The organism is Adlercreutzia sp. (genome assembly GCF_056795635.1).
Window position 1 is genome coordinate 19,234 of record NZ_JBQIIT010000003.1, and the last position, 13,411, is coordinate 32,644.

A 13,411-nucleotide genomic window follows, 5' to 3' on the forward strand; every position below is an offset into this window, starting at 1 on the left:
GAAATGAATGGGCCCGCACTGCTCAGCGCGGGCCCATCCGTAAGTAAGTTGGTAACTGTTCGCCTAGTACAGCTTGGCGCCGGCGGGGATGCGGTCGTCTACCATGAGCAGGTTCAGGCGCTCCTCGGGCTCGCCGTCCTCGCCCGGCACCTCGTGGATGGCGGACATGAGCATGCCCTCAGACGCCACGCCCATCATCTTGCGCGGCGGCAGATTGGTGATGGCGATAAGGGTCTTGCCCACCAGCTCCTCGGGCTCGTAGTAGGCGTGGATGCCCGACAGGATGGTGCGGTCGGTGCCGGTGCCGTCGTCCAGGGTGAACTGGAGCAGCTTCTTGGACTTCGGCACGGCCACGCATTCCTTCACCTTCACAGCGCGGAAGTCGGACTTGCTGAAGGTGTCGAAGTCCACGGCCTCCTCGAACAGGGGCTCGATGACCACGTTGGAGAAGTCGATGGAAGCCGCCGGGGACGCTTCGGCCGGCACCTCGGCAGCGGTCGGCGCAACGGCGGGTGCCGCGGCCTTGCCGCCAGCCGGAGCCTCGTCCTTCATGTGGGGGAACAGCAGCACGTCGCGGATGGAGGGCGCGTCGGTGAGCAGCATGACCATGCGGTCGATGCCGATGCCCACGCCGCCCGCCGGGGGCATGCCGTACTCCAGGGCGCGGATGTAGTCGGCGTCGAAGCCCATGGCCTCGTCGTCGCCCATGTCCTTGGCCGCCACCTGGGCGCGGAAGCGCTCGGCCTGGTCCACCGGATCGTTCAGCTCGGTGAAGGCGTTGGCGTACTCGTGGCCCAGGATGAACAGCTCGAAGCGCTGGGTGAGCTCGGGATTGGCAGGATCCTTCTTCGCGAGCGGCGAGATCTCCAGCGGATGATCGATGACGAAGGTGGGCTGGATGAGCTTCTCCTCGGCCACGGCCTCGAAGATCTCGGAGATGAGCTTACCCTTGCCCCAGGCCGCCTCGGCGTGGCCGCCGTGCTTCTCCAGGATGGCCACGAGCTCGTCGCGGCTGCGGTCGAAGGACACCTCCTCACCGGCGTGCTCGCTGGCCAGTTCCATCATGGAGGCGCGGCGCCAGGTGCCGGACAGGTCCACCGCCGTGCCCTGGTACTCGATCTGCAGGCTACCGCACGCGGCCTCGGCCGCGGCCTTGATGCAGCCCTCGGTGAGGTCCATCATGCCGTCCAGGTCGCTGAAGGCCGCATAGGCCTCCATGGTGGTGAACTCGGGATTGTGGTACGGGTCCATGCCCTCGTTGCGGAACTGGCGACCGATCTCGAACACCTTCTCGAAACCGCCCACGAGCAGGCGCTTCAGCGGCAGCTCCGTGGCAATGCGCAGGTAGTAGTCGCGATCCAGCGCGTTGAAGTGCGTGATGAAGGGCTTCGCGTTCGCACCGCCGATGATGGCGTGCAGGAAGGGGGTTTCCACCTCGTAGAAGCCCTGATCCTCCATGTAGCGGCGAATGGCCGACACGATCTTGAAGCGGCGTTCGAAAGTGGTGCGCACCTCGGGGTTCATGACCAGGTCCACATAGCGCTGGCGGTAGCGGGTCTCCTTGTCCTGCAGCCCGTGGAACTTCTCGGGCAAGGGGCGCAGCGACTTGCTCATGAGCTCGAAGGAGTCCACGGCCACGGACAGCTGGCCCCGGCGAGTGCGCATCATGGTACCGGTGACGGCGATCCAGTCGCCCACATCCAGGTCGCACAGGTCGGCGAAGCGCTCCTCGCCCAGCGCGTTGATGCGGCAGAACAGCTGGATGTCGCAACCGGACTCACGCAGCTCCAAAAAGGCGATCTTGCCCTGCACGCGCTTGGCCATGATGCGGCCGGCGATGGTGACCGCATCCTCGGTGGAATCGCCGTCCTCCAAGTGAGCGTACTGCTCGTTCAACGCACCCACGCTGTGACTGCGCTCGATGGAATGGCCGTAGGGGTCCACGCCCGCGGCAATCAGCGCCTCGCGCTTGGCCTTGCGCACCTCGATGGGATCGTCTTCGATTACCTCAACAGTTTCTTCAGCCATATTAGTGCTCGATCTTCAGGATGGTCAGAGTGATGTCGCGGCCGGTGGGGCCCGTGGTGGTCACCTCGTCGCCCTTCTTGCGGCCGAGCAGCGCCTGGCCGACGGGGGACTCGTTGGAGATCTTGCCCTCGGCGGCATCGGACTCGGCGCCGCCCACGATGGTGAACACCCGCTCGCGGCCGTTCATGTCCACCGTGACCACGCTGCCGATGTTCACCTTGCTCGAGCGCTTCGGCGTGTTCACCACGGTGGCCTCGGACAGGATGCGGCTGATCTCGGCGATGCGCGCCTCCATCATGCCCTGCTCGTTCTTCGCGTCGTCGTACTCGGAGTTCTCGGAGATGTCGCCGAACTCGCGGGCCACCTTGATGCGCTCGCCGATCTCGGCGCGCTTCTCGGTCTCCAGGTAGTGAAGCTCCTCTTCCAGCTTCTCCTTGCCCTCTTGGGTCAGTACGTAGTTCTCGTTAGCCATGATTTGTCCCGTTTTCTCTCTTTATACACTGGTGGTGCGCCCGCACAATTATGCGGGCGCACCACGGATTACCACGTTATGCGAAGGGCGGGAAGGCTACTCGGCCTTCTTCTTCACGACCTTCTTGACGGTCTTCTTGGGGGCCTCGGCCGGCTCCTCGACCACTTCCTCGACGACTTCGACAACCTCATCATCGTCGGCGGCCTCCTCGACCTCTTTCTGGCCGGCACCCATGCCATCGCGCAGGTTCTTCACCGTCTTGCCGAGGGCGCTGCCGAGTTTGGGCAGGTTCTTCGGGCCGAAGATGAGCAGGATGACAACCAGGATGATAAGGAGCTCAGGAACTCCCATGCCCAAAATCTTCATGCAATCCTCCGTCAGGTCGGGCAAGGTTTCCCTTGCCTCGTTCTTTCGCCTCTTGGCGACGCGGTGCGTTCCCCAAAGACGCGCTTTTGCGTGCCGACAAGGGTAGCACAAACCCCACGCCAGCGGCGCAACGAGCACAAATACTTCAACGATGGACGCAACGGGACGCCTCTGGCAGGGCCGGCCCTAGCGCTCGCTTTCCACCAGGTCGATCAGTTCTTGGCGATCGTGCACGTCGAGCTTGCGGTACAGGTGACTCAGATGCGCGTTCACCGTGCCCGCCGTCAGGCCCAGCTCCTCGCGGATGCGCGGCGTGGAACGGCCCTTGGCCACCAGCACGAGTACCTCCTCCTCGCGCTCGGTCAGGTTGAAGTCGACCCGCAGCTGATGGCAGCGCTCGCGGAAGGGACGGCGCCCGAGACGGCCGCCCCCGAGCAGCCGGGCCATGGTGCTCTCGGTGAACAGGAACAGGTAGGCGAAGAACAGCAGGCACACGCACAGAAGGGTCACGAGACTCAGCAGTCGCGGGGTGATGGTCACGGTGGACAGCACGAGGGCGCCGCCGAAGGTGCCCGCGAGCAGGCCGGCCGTGCAGGAGGCCCAGCCGATACCGAAGGCGAACAAGGGCGAGAGGCCGTAGAGCCCCGTGAGGCGGGCGAGCACCACCCACATGAGCAGCATCACCACGCAATAGGTGACGAGCCCCGCCACGTCGGCCGCGAAGGATCCGGGCTCGAGCAGGGGCAGCAGAAGCATCACGAAGCCGAGGGCGAACACCGAGGTCTTGTATGCGGCGGCGAAATCGGGGGACGTGGCCGATAGGAGCGGTCCGCACACGATGACGATGGCCCCGATGGTGGCCATGAGGAACAGCCACGGATAGGAGCCGTCGCTCACAATGGGCGTCCCCGCCAGGAAGAACGACCGGGCGAAGGAGCCGGCCAGGGAGAGCACCCCCAGCGAGAAGACGGCCCGCACCGAGAAAGCGCCCTGATGGAGCGCCGGCTTCCCCGCCTCCTCCGCCGTGCGCCACACACCGAGGCCCTGGAACAGGATGGCGCCGACCCCTATGGGCAGCGCGCCGGTGATGACGACGGCGGCCAGCTTCGGCAGCATGACCGTCAGCGCGAACAACACCGCGGCGAGCAGGAACGCCGCCGCTGTCTTCACGGTGACCTGCACGATGCTCAGGCGGCGCAGCACATCGCCCCAGGCGAGGTAGAGCACCCCCAAGCCAACGCCGGAAATGGCCGCGGCGATGGAGCACCAGGGCTGCCGGAACACCTCGCTGACATCCACGATGGCGAGCACGACGGTGCTCAGTACGAGAGCCGCCGGAGCCGCCCAGCGCAGCACGGGGCGCCCCATGGCCCGGGAAAAGGCCCCTGCCCGGCCGGCCGCCACCAAGAGCACCGCCACGAGGCCCAGGCTCGAGTAGCCCACGACACTGTTGAAATGGCTGACGTCGTTGCGCGTGGAATAGTGGATGGCGGGGCTGAAGAACGTGATGAACTGCCATGCCAGCATGAGCGCAAGACCCCACACCCGACGATCGAGCACGTCGCCGAGGGTTACCGAGCCCCATGAGAGACGGGTGTCGGCATCCGGCGGCAAGGCCGGCCCGACCCCTCCCGACTGCGTCATAGATTCCTCCCAACTCTTTCCCGTCTTCCGAAGCCGGGAAAGCCTCCTTGGCGCGATTCTAACATAAAAGACGGGAAGCAGGGGCACTCGAGCCTGTCATATAAAACATATATCGTCCCAGTTCAAAGCCTTGTTTTCAAAATATAGGAAATGCACGATTTTCTCTGAGAACCAAAAGCGCTACGGTGGAATACGTCGCGAGAGGCGACCCCCGCAAGGCCCAGGGATGCTGCACTCATGGTTGGTCGATTGAAGGGGAAGGGGAGGTTTTGTCGGATGCAGCGGGTGCCACGGGGATACCGACAAGAGGAGGTCTTATGGCTGAATTCACCAGACGCACGTTGCTCAAGGGCGCCGCCGCGCTCGGTGCCGCAGCGATGCTCGGCGGCTGCGCGCCGCAAACGCTCGAGGAAGACGAGTTGTCCCAGACCGGTGGCGAGGAAGGCCCCGAGCCGGTTATCGAAGTCAAGCACGCCTGGTGCAAGATGTGCGGCCCCGCCCGCACCCACTGCTCCACCCTGTGCACCATCAAGGACGGCCGCTGGGTGCACGTGGAGGGCAATCCCGAGGCCGGCAACAACTTCGGGCGCGGCTCGAAGACGCTGTGCGCCAAGGGCAACGCCGCCATGCACACCGTGTACGCCCCGAACCGCCTGCTGTACCCCATGAAGCGCGTGGGCGAAAAGGGCGAGGGCAAGTTCGAGCAGATCACGTGGGATCAGGCCCTCGACGAGATCGCCGCGAAGCTCCAGGAGCAGAAGGAGCAGTACGGCGCCGAGTCCTACGGCGTGCTCTCCCCGCAGTTCTATGCGGTGCTCGGCTCCCTCGGCCGCCGTTTCCTGAACGTGCACGGCTCGCCGAACTACCTGCACTCCGCCATCTGCAACTCCCAGCGCATGTTCTCGCGCCTGGTCACCCTGGGCGGCCCGGAGCACGCAAAGGCCACCGACACGGCCCCCGGCCAGCTGGACAAGTGCAAGCTGCTCGTCGTGTGGGGCTACAACTCCGAGAACTCCGCCATCAACCAGGGCAACCCCAACAAGCGCCTGGATTCCCAGGAAGGCGGCATGAAGGTCATCGACATCCGCCCCATGCAGGAGGGACTGGGCTCCCACGCCGATTACTGGCTGCCCGTCATCCCCGGCACCGACGGCGCCCTGGCCCTGGCCTTCCTGAACGTCATCATCGGCGAGGACCTCTACGACCACGACTTCGTGGAGAACTGGTGCCTCGGCTTCGATGAGCTGGCCGAGCACGTCAAGCAGTTCCCGCCCTCCTGGGCCGCCCCCATCACGGGCATTCCCGAGGAGCGCATCATCGAGGTGGCCCGCCTCATGGGCACCACCAAGCCCATGGGCATCAACATCGGCAACGGCATCGGCGACCAGTCGGCTGACGGCCACTGGACCGTGGCCTGCGCCTGCCTCATTGAGGCCATCACCGGCAACCTCGGCATCGCCGGCGGCGGCGGAGCCGGCATGGTCATGCCCGAGCCGCTCATCAAGACCAAGCCCATCGACCTCTTGAGCGACCGTTTGCCGGCCAGCGAAGAGGACACCGCCAACGGCTGGATGGCCGGCGTGGCCAAGCTCGTCGGCCCCGAGACGCCCCGCTGGTTCCAGGACATGGTGACCCAGGAGTCCGGTCCCACCACGGCCTACAACAAGGGCATCCAGTCTATTCTCAGCGAGAAGCCCTATCCGCTGCGCTTCATCTTCGCCCAGTCGTCCAACCCCATGTCGGCCACCCGCCAGCCCAAGACCGTGGCCGAGGCCCTGAAGAAGCTCGACTACTACGTGGTCATGGACGTGGCGTGGAACTCCTCCTGCGACTACGCCGACATCGTGCTGCCGGCCACGACCCAGTACGAGTCCGCCGACCAGTTCGCCACGAAGAACTCCCCGGCCGGCACGTTCATCGGCATCAACCAGGTGATCTCCGAGCCCGTGGGCGAGTGCCGCAGCGACTGGCAGTACTATCTGGACCTGGCCGTGAAGATGGGCTACGGCGCCGACTTCTGGAACGGCGACATCGACGCCATGCTCTCCGAGCAGCTGGACGGCTCCGGCGTGACCCTGGAAGAGCTGCGCGAGAAGGGCGGCATCTTCAAGGAGCGCACCGATGGCGCCAAGCCCACCGAGCCGGAGTACCAGAACTACGAGAAGATGTTCGCCACGCTGCCCCAGGGCAAGGTCCAGTGCGTGAACGAGTGGATCGGCGGCAAGCCCAACGCCGACGACACGGGCACGATCGAGCGTTTGCCCGTGTACAAGGGCGCCCCGGAGAGCCTCACCGGCACCCCCGAGATCGCCGCGGAGTACCCGCTCGTCATCTCCGACGTGCATGCCTACCGCCTGTGCAACCACAGCTACTACCATGACGTGCCCTACCTGCGCGAGCTGCAACCGGAGCCCTGGGTGAAGATCAACCCGGCCACAGCGGCCCAGTACGGCATCGCCGACGGCGACTGGGTGCTCATCGAGTCGCCCCACGGCTCCATCAAGATGGTAGCCCGCTTCTTCGAGGCCATCCAGCCCAACGTGCTCATGACCAAGCGCGGCTGGTGGGAGCCCTGCGACGAGCTGGGGCTGCCCGGCTACGGCAGCCTGGACGGCGGCAGCGAGGTCAACGTGCTGTACGACGACACCATTGCGAACTACGACGGCTTCACTTCGGCTATGGCGAAGCAGACGCTCGTCAAGATCTCGAAGAGTGAGGGGTAAACCATGGCTGAACAGTACGGATTCTACGTCGATACGAGCCGCTGCATCAAATGCTGGGCCTGCGTGGTAGCCTGCAAGCAGTGGCACGAGATTGAGGCCGGCACCGTGTCGCGCCGCAATGTGGAGGAGACCGTCGAGGGCACGTTCCCCGACGTGAAGCGGAAGTTCGAGTCCCTGTCCTGCATGCACTGCGAGAACCCCCTGTGCGTGGCGAACTGTCCCACCGGTGCGGTGAGCAAGCGCGAGGAAGACGGCGTGGTGGTCGTGGACGATACGGTCTGCATCGGCTGCAAGACCTGCGAGCAGGCCTGTCCCTTCGGCGTTCCGCAGTACGTGGAAGTGGAGGGCGAGGGTTTCAAGATGGACAAGTGCGACACCTGCCTGTCCATCGGTCGCGAGGACGACCAGCCCCACTGCGTGCTGACCTGCCCCGTGCAGGCGCTGCACTTCGGCCCGCTCTCCGAGATGGAGGCCCTGGCCGCTGAGAAGGGCGGCGCGCGCATGGAGGGCGAGACCACCCCGAGCGTGTACGTGTCCTAACCACCCCCGGCCGGGCCCCGCGGCCCGGCCCTTTCGACGGGCGCCGCTTTCCCCTCCCCCTGCGGCGCCCGTACTTTTTACCTGTGCGAGGCGGCCCGGGGCGCCCTTGGGGCTGCCCCGGGCCGCACGACAGCGCTACCACCCTGCGCTCGAATGGCAGGGATTGTGTCCGACCCACGCCCCGCGGCGCCCTCCCCAAGGAGACACCTATGAATACCCCGGAGCTGTCAGCGCTCATGGAAGAGCGCGCCCTCGGGTACCGCTTTCTGGCCCGCGCCTTCCGCGCCGCCCCCGACACCGCCTTCGTGGCCGCCGTCCTGTCGGCGGCCGATGCCAACGCCGAAGGACCCTTGGCGCCGTTCTACGCCGAGGCCGCGGAGGCCGACAGCGAGGCCCTGCGCATCGACCTGGCCGCCGACTACAACCAGCTGTTCCTGAGCATGAGCGCCCATCCGGTGGCTCCCTACGAGTCGGTGTACACGAGCGAGGAGGGCCTCATCATGCAGGAGGCCCGGGACGAGATCCTGCGGGTTTACCGCCTTTGGGGCCTGCGCGTGCCCGAGAGCTTCGATTTGCCCGAGGACCACGTGGCCCTGGAACTGGAGCTCATGGCCTGCCTGGCCGACCGCGCCCGCGCGGCCGCCGATGCGGGCGAGGACCCCGCGGGGCTCATCGCGGCCCAGCGAGCTTTCCTCGGCGAGCATCTGGCCTGGGTGGCGGCCCTCTGCGACGATGTGGAGAAGCGGGCCCGTACCGCCTTCTACTACGGCATCGCCGGGCTTACCCGCGAGCACCTGGCCGCCGACGAGGCCGTGCTGGGCAGCCTGTAGGGGGTTCTCCCCCGCTCCGGGCTCGCCCCTCGGGCCGCGACTATCCTTCGGGCCATGACCACCCCACGAGCCGCGACCGTCCCGCAAGCCGTCGCAGCCTCGGGGCTCTGGCCCCGATGACTGGGGCGCCATGGGGTACAATGGCCCGGCACAACCCGGATCGAAGGGAGCACCATGTACCAGATGAGCGACGAGGAATTCGAGCGAGCCATTGAAGAGGCCCTCGACGGGCTGCCCCCGCAGTTCCTGGAGGCCCTGGAGAACGTGGCCATCGTCTGGGAAGAGGAGCCGAGCGCCTACCACTTGGGCTACGATGGGGACGAGTGGGAAGACGGCGCCGATGGCGCGCCGTGGGGCGGGGCCGACGGAGGGGATGACGGGCCGTGGGACGCCGCCGACAGCGTAAGCGCCAGCGAGGACGGCCTTAACGGCGATCAGCTGCCCGACGACTTGCTCGGGCTCTTCGACGGACTCTCCCTCGTGGAGCGGGCCGACGGCTACGACGAGGACGGCCCGGCGGTTATCACCGTGTTCAAAGGCCCCCACGAGCGCTGCTTCAGCGACCGTGACGAGATGGTGGCCGAGATCGGCAAGACCATCATCCACGAGCTGGGCCACTACTTCGGCCTGGACGAAGACCAGCTCGCCGCCATGGGCTACGAGTAAGACCTAGCGGGCCAGCACCGTCACGTTCGGCAAAGCGGATTCGTCGATGGTTTTGAGCTGATAGGCGTTCTCCAGGTTGAGCCAAAGACTTACATCGTTTCCCGTTCGAAGAGGGCGATGATCTCGTCGCGGTTGTGGGTATCGCATTTGCGGTAGATGCTGCGCAGGTGCGACTTCACCGTGGACTCCGAGACGAACAGGGCATTCTGGATGTACCTCAGGCCGTGGCCGGTAACCCAGAGGCGAAAGACCTCGCTCTCGCGGGGCGACAGATCGTATTCCGCGCAGAAGGCCCCGTAGGGGTCGGGATTCTCGGCAGCATCCGCCCCAACGCAAGTGGGCTCTGCGCATGCCCGCGAACCGTCTTCCGCCGTACCGTTTTCCGCACCACCGCCCGATAGGCCCGAAACGCCTTTGCCGGACGCGCTCCCGCAAACGGAGACGGAGCGCTGAGGCGCGCTGGCCGCCCCTCCTTCTTCCCCCTCGTCCACATCGAGCAAGTGGTAACCCTCACTGAAGGCGAAGCCGACGCCCAGAAGCACCAGCATGACGACCACAGCCATGAACGCGAGCGGCTCGCCGGCCAGCAGGGGCGCCGTCAGCTGGCCCAAGGTCTTGCCCGCGCATTCGGCGAGCCAGCCCATGGCGAATACCAGCGGAGGCGCCACGGGCGTCTTCTTCGCGCCCAGGGCCAGCACCACCCAGGCCATCACCTCGATGACGTTGTGCGCGTGCAGCGACAGGCCGCCGTTGCCGTACCCAAGGTAGAAGGAGAAGAAAACGAAGGCAGCCGAGGCAACGAGCAGCACCTTGTACAAGATGGAAGGGTCGATCTTCTCCCGAGCGAACAGGCCGCTGGCCACGAAGAACGCCGTGGCCGCCAAGGGAATGAGCAGCGAGGCGAAGCTCAGCGACGGTGCCGTCTCGTGCCCCACCGCGACGGTAGTGATGGAGCTGAGCACGAAGAACGTGATGGCGAAGCCGGCCAGGGTACGCAGGGGTACCGCCTCCTGGAGCACATCCCGCAGGCCGGGTGTCCGCGCCGACCCGAGCTCGGGCGCCCTCGCGGGCACTGTGCCGCCGAAGGCCCCCGTCGTCGGCGCCGCGGCCTCCAGCTCGCCGAGCGCCGCAGATGCAGCGGCCGTGGTCGGCTGCGGCGCGGGGGGCAGGGGCAGCAGCACGAACGACAGCATGGGCAGCAACGACACGAGCACGCTGGCCAGGGCGCCGTCGCACTGCATGAGGGCCCAGCTCTCCAATGCCGCCACCAAGATGCTGCACCCGGACAGCACGATAATGCCCCGCGGACCGATGGATGCGTAGGTATCGAACCACGCCATGATGAGAATGATGGCGAAGGCCCCCGAGAGCACCATGCCCGCCACGAACGCGCCGGGCAAATGCGCCAGGGCCGGATAGGTGCAGGCGAGGGTTCCCAGGCTCGTGCAGAACGCGGCCGCAGCCACCACGGGCGTGCGCCCCGCCAGCGCCAGCCGCCGTCGGAAGAAGAACAGGCACCCCAAGCACGTCGCCAAACCGGGCACCATGGAAAGCAGGGCCTGCAGCGAGAAGGCGAGCGAGCCGGTCCAGGGCACATAGAGCATCATGATGCCCCATGCGTTGGTGCACGCATAGCCAACGGCATAGCGAATATGCTCCGGCCGCACCCCTATGGACGAACGCTCACTCATACACTCCTCCCTTCCGACGCCATTATGGCATAAGAACGAGCGCCCGACGACGAGCGCGGCGAAAAGCACGGGGGCGCCCATTCAACCCTAACGGACGATGGCCCACCTGGGGTTTTGCTTGCCATCGACCGCAATGTCCCGTGGTTTCCACCATGCCCCGCTTCCCCTTTCCCCTCTTTCAACCCCGATTCGACCCTCGCGGTGGATGCCACGGAGCCCCCGGACCGCCATGATGGGCCCAGCGATTCGGAAGGCGGGTCGCTTCAGAGACGAAGCCCTCGAAAAGCGGGGGCGCGGGGGCGCAGCCGCAACGCGCTCCCCTCGAGAAACTGGGAGGTTATCATGGCCGCAATGAATGTCACTCGTCGCAATTTCCTGTCCGGAGCCGCGCTTATGAGCGCCGCTATCGCCGGGGCCGGCCTGGCAGGCTGCGCCCCGCAGACAACCGCCCCCGCGCCGTCGGCCGCCGGCGAGGCGGACACGCTGGCCACCACGGGCGGCACCGCGGGCTTCGACGGCACCGGCGAGCTGCCCTGGCTCGGCGAGGCGCCGACCATCGATGACGGGCAAGTGGAAGAAGAGCTGACCGCCGACGTGGTCGTGGTGGGCCTCGGCGCAGCCGGCGTGCCGGCGGCCCGCGCCGCCGCCGAGGCCGGGGCGAAGGTCGTGTGCCTGGAATCGTCCCCGAAGCTCAACAGCGTGGCCAGCGACATGGCCATCTTCGGCGGCCAGACCCAGGCCCAGTGGGGCCGCGGCGATGGCTTCCTCGATAAGAAGATGGTCGTGAATATGCACATGGAGGAGTGCAGCCACCATGTGAGCCAGAGCATCATCAGCCGCTACTACGACGAGTCCGGCGCGGCCCTGGACTGGTTCGTCGCCGCGAGCAAGAACCTGTACATGGCCCCCGAGAGCTACGCCGAGATTCCCGCCGAGGGCCAGGCCAACTACATGTTCCCCTACATGTACCCCGTGCCCGAGACCTACGACTACACCACCGAAGACCTGCCTTGCTACCCCACGTCGGTGGGCTTCAGCAGCCTGGCCACGGTGATGGAGGACAACCTGCAGGCGGCCGTGGACGCCGGCGCCGAGGTGCGCTACAACACCAAGGGCGTCAAGCTCATCCAGGATGAGGCCGGCGCCATCGCCGGCATCTACGCCCAGGCCGCCGGCTCCGAGGGCTACATCAAGATCACCGCGCCCAGCGTCATCCTGGCCACGGGCGATTACCTGGCCAACGAAGACATGATGAAGTTCTACGCCCCGGAGTGCATCGAGAACGGCATCGGCATCCTGAGCCTCGACTTGGATGAGAGCGGCGCCTTCACCAACATCGGCGAGGGCCACAAGATGGGCGCCTGGATCGGCGGTGCCATCGAGCAATGGCATGCCCCGATGATCCACCATATGGGCGGCGGTGCCGGCCCCGACGGCCGCGGCGTCATCGGCAACAACGGGTACCTGTGGCTGAACCTGCGCGGCAAGCGCTTCATGAACGAGGATCTGCCCGGCCAGCAGCTGGAGAACCAGGTGGAGCTGCAGCCGCAGCGCAAAGCCTACCAGTTCTTCGACGCCTCCTGGCCCGAGCAGCTGGCGTACTTCCCCGCGGCCCACGGCGTGGCCTGCATCTACCGCGATGAGCCCCTGCCCGAGTACACCGCCTCCGGCCTGCGCATCAATGTGCGTACCCCCGCCGACATCGAGGCGGCCGTGGAAGAGGGCCGCTGCCTGAAGGCCGACACCATCGACGGACTGCTCGCCATGATCGAGGGCATGGACACGGAGACGGCCAAGGCCTCCATCGAGCGTTACAACGAGCTGGCCCGCGCCGGCGAGGACACCGACTTCTTCAAGAGCTCCCAGCGCCTGTTCCCCCTGGAAAACGGTCCCTTCTACGCCGCCGAGTGCGGGTGCGCCCTCACCCTGGGCAACCTGGGCGGCCTGGAGTCCGATGAGGACTGCCACGTGTACAACACTGACCGCGAGCTCATCAGCGGCCTGTACGTGGCCGGCGCCACCCAGGGCGGCCGCTTCGCCGTACAGTACCCCATCTCGCTGAAGGGCCTGTCGGCCGGCATGTGCATGGTCTACGGCAAGATCGCCGGCGAGAACGCCGCCGCGGGCAAGTAGGCCCCGCATCGAGGCCCGGCCCCCAGCGCCGGCCGCCGGGCTCCCTTCCCCGCATTTTCCCCATCCACTCCCGCAGAGTGCGCCACGCCGCCCCCTCCCCGGCCCTCGCGCACCCTGCGGGGGCCGGTGTTTTGAAGCAGTCCCGCGCCGCCCGCGACTCTCGCGCAAACCACGAAAAAGAGCCGCCCCGAAGGACGGCTCTCAAAATTTCATGGTCGGGTTGACAGGATTTGAACCTGCGGCCTCTGCGTCCCGAACGCAGCGCTCTACCAAACTGAGCCACAACCCGTTTTTGCTCCCTTGCGGGCAGCGAACGCT

General features: G+C 66.4%; 10 protein-coding genes and 1 tRNA gene. 5 read left to right on the top strand and 6 right to left on the bottom strand.

Features of this window, described 5'->3' with window-relative positions; all coding sequences use genetic code 11:
- Positions 1–63: 63 nt before the first annotated feature.
- The 4 genes from lysS to ACTOXK_RS02490 all read right to left on the bottom strand — a co-directional run bounded on the left by lysS (position 64) and on the right by ACTOXK_RS02490 (position 4,510).
- On the bottom strand, positions 64–2,028 hold the full coding sequence (gene lysS, locus ACTOXK_RS02475) for a lysine--tRNA ligase (protein WP_482278713.1): 1,965 nt from the start codon (positions 2,026–2,028) through the stop codon (positions 64–66).
- A 1-nt stretch (position 2,029) separates the two neighbouring features.
- Positions 2,030–2,500: a transcription elongation factor GreA gene (greA, locus tag ACTOXK_RS02480; RefSeq protein ID WP_482279500.1), complete on the bottom strand. Its 471-nt coding sequence runs from the start codon at positions 2,498–2,500 to the stop codon at positions 2,030–2,032.
- A gap of 96 nt (positions 2,501–2,596) precedes the next feature.
- Positions 2,597–2,866 (bottom strand): twin-arginine translocase TatA/TatE family subunit, encoded by a 270-nt coding sequence (tatA, locus tag ACTOXK_RS02485; protein WP_482278219.1) that lies wholly within the window; start codon positions 2,864–2,866, stop codon positions 2,597–2,599.
- A 186-nt stretch (positions 2,867–3,052) separates the two neighbouring features.
- Positions 3,053–4,510: a helix-turn-helix transcriptional regulator gene (locus tag ACTOXK_RS02490; RefSeq protein ID WP_482278218.1), complete on the bottom strand. Its 1,458-nt coding sequence runs from the start codon at positions 4,508–4,510 to the stop codon at positions 3,053–3,055.
- Between the two features lie 317 nt (positions 4,511–4,827).
- Between ACTOXK_RS02490 and ACTOXK_RS02495 the strand changes: the two genes are divergently transcribed.
- The 4 genes from ACTOXK_RS02495 to ACTOXK_RS02510 all read left to right on the top strand — a co-directional run bounded on the left by ACTOXK_RS02495 (position 4,828) and on the right by ACTOXK_RS02510 (position 9,269).
- On the top strand, positions 4,828–7,233 hold the full coding sequence (locus tag ACTOXK_RS02495) for a molybdopterin-containing oxidoreductase family protein (RefSeq protein ID WP_482278217.1): 2,406 nt from the start codon (positions 4,828–4,830) through the stop codon (positions 7,231–7,233).
- Between the two features lie 3 nt (positions 7,234–7,236).
- On the top strand, positions 7,237–7,773 hold the full coding sequence (locus ACTOXK_RS02500; protein WP_482278216.1) for a 4Fe-4S dicluster domain-containing protein: 537 nt from the start codon (positions 7,237–7,239) through the stop codon (positions 7,771–7,773).
- 209 nt (positions 7,774–7,982) lie between these two features.
- The gene (locus ACTOXK_RS02505; protein ID WP_482278215.1) at positions 7,983–8,603 is read left to right on the top strand and encodes a TorD/DmsD family molecular chaperone; all 621 of its coding nucleotides are present in this window, start codon (positions 7,983–7,985) and stop codon (positions 8,601–8,603) included.
- Positions 8,604–8,777: 174 nt separating this feature from the next.
- The gene (locus ACTOXK_RS02510) at positions 8,778–9,269 is read left to right on the top strand and encodes a metallopeptidase family protein (protein ID WP_482278214.1); all 492 of its coding nucleotides are present in this window, start codon (positions 8,778–8,780) and stop codon (positions 9,267–9,269) included.
- Positions 9,270–9,358: 89 nt separating this feature from the next.
- Here the strand turns inward: ACTOXK_RS02510 and ACTOXK_RS02515 are convergent, their stop codons facing one another.
- The gene (locus ACTOXK_RS02515) at positions 9,359–10,960 is read right to left on the bottom strand and encodes a response regulator transcription factor (protein WP_482278213.1); all 1,602 of its coding nucleotides are present in this window, start codon (positions 10,958–10,960) and stop codon (positions 9,359–9,361) included.
- 342 nt (positions 10,961–11,302) lie between these two features.
- On the opposite strand from ACTOXK_RS02515, the gene ACTOXK_RS02520 reads away from it, so the two are divergent.
- Positions 11,303–13,093, top strand: coding sequence for an FAD-binding protein (locus ACTOXK_RS02520; protein WP_482278212.1), 1,791 nt, complete (start codon positions 11,303–11,305; stop codon positions 13,091–13,093).
- A gap of 212 nt (positions 13,094–13,305) precedes the next feature.
- Here the strand turns inward: ACTOXK_RS02520 and ACTOXK_RS02525 are convergent.
- A tRNA-Pro gene (locus ACTOXK_RS02525) sits at positions 13,306–13,382 on the bottom strand.
- Positions 13,383–13,411 lie beyond the last annotated feature (29 nt).